1 protein-coding gene is annotated in these 236 nt (G+C 72.5%); it reads left to right on the top strand.

Annotated elements, in window-relative coordinates:
• Positions 1-31: 31 nt before the first annotated feature.
• Positions 32-236: penicillin-binding transpeptidase domain-containing protein (locus KVS67_RS14470; RefSeq protein WP_368669078.1), on the top strand; the 205-nt coding region annotated here is incomplete at its 3' end.

The raw sequence follows: 236 nt of genomic DNA, 5'->3' as shown, positions 1-236 counted from the left end.
CTTCGGGGACTCCTTCGAATACCCGTGGCCCGTGACCGCCCCCGTGTACCCCACCGACCTGGCCGGCGCCGCGCTGGCGCAGTCCTCGATCGGCCAGCGGGACGTGCAGGCCACCGCGCTGCAGATGGCCAGGGTGGCCGCCGGCATCGCGAACGACGGCGTGGTCATGGAGCCGCAGCTGATCAAGGCGGTCCGCCGATCGGACCTCACCGCGGTGCAGGAGTTCAGCCCCCGTG

Source organism: Micrococcus sp. GbtcB5 (assembly GCF_019091605.1).
Classification (GTDB): domain Bacteria; phylum Actinomycetota; class Actinomycetes; order Actinomycetales; family Micrococcaceae; genus Micrococcus; species Micrococcus luteus.
This window is presented reverse-complemented; position numbering and strand designations above follow the sequence as displayed.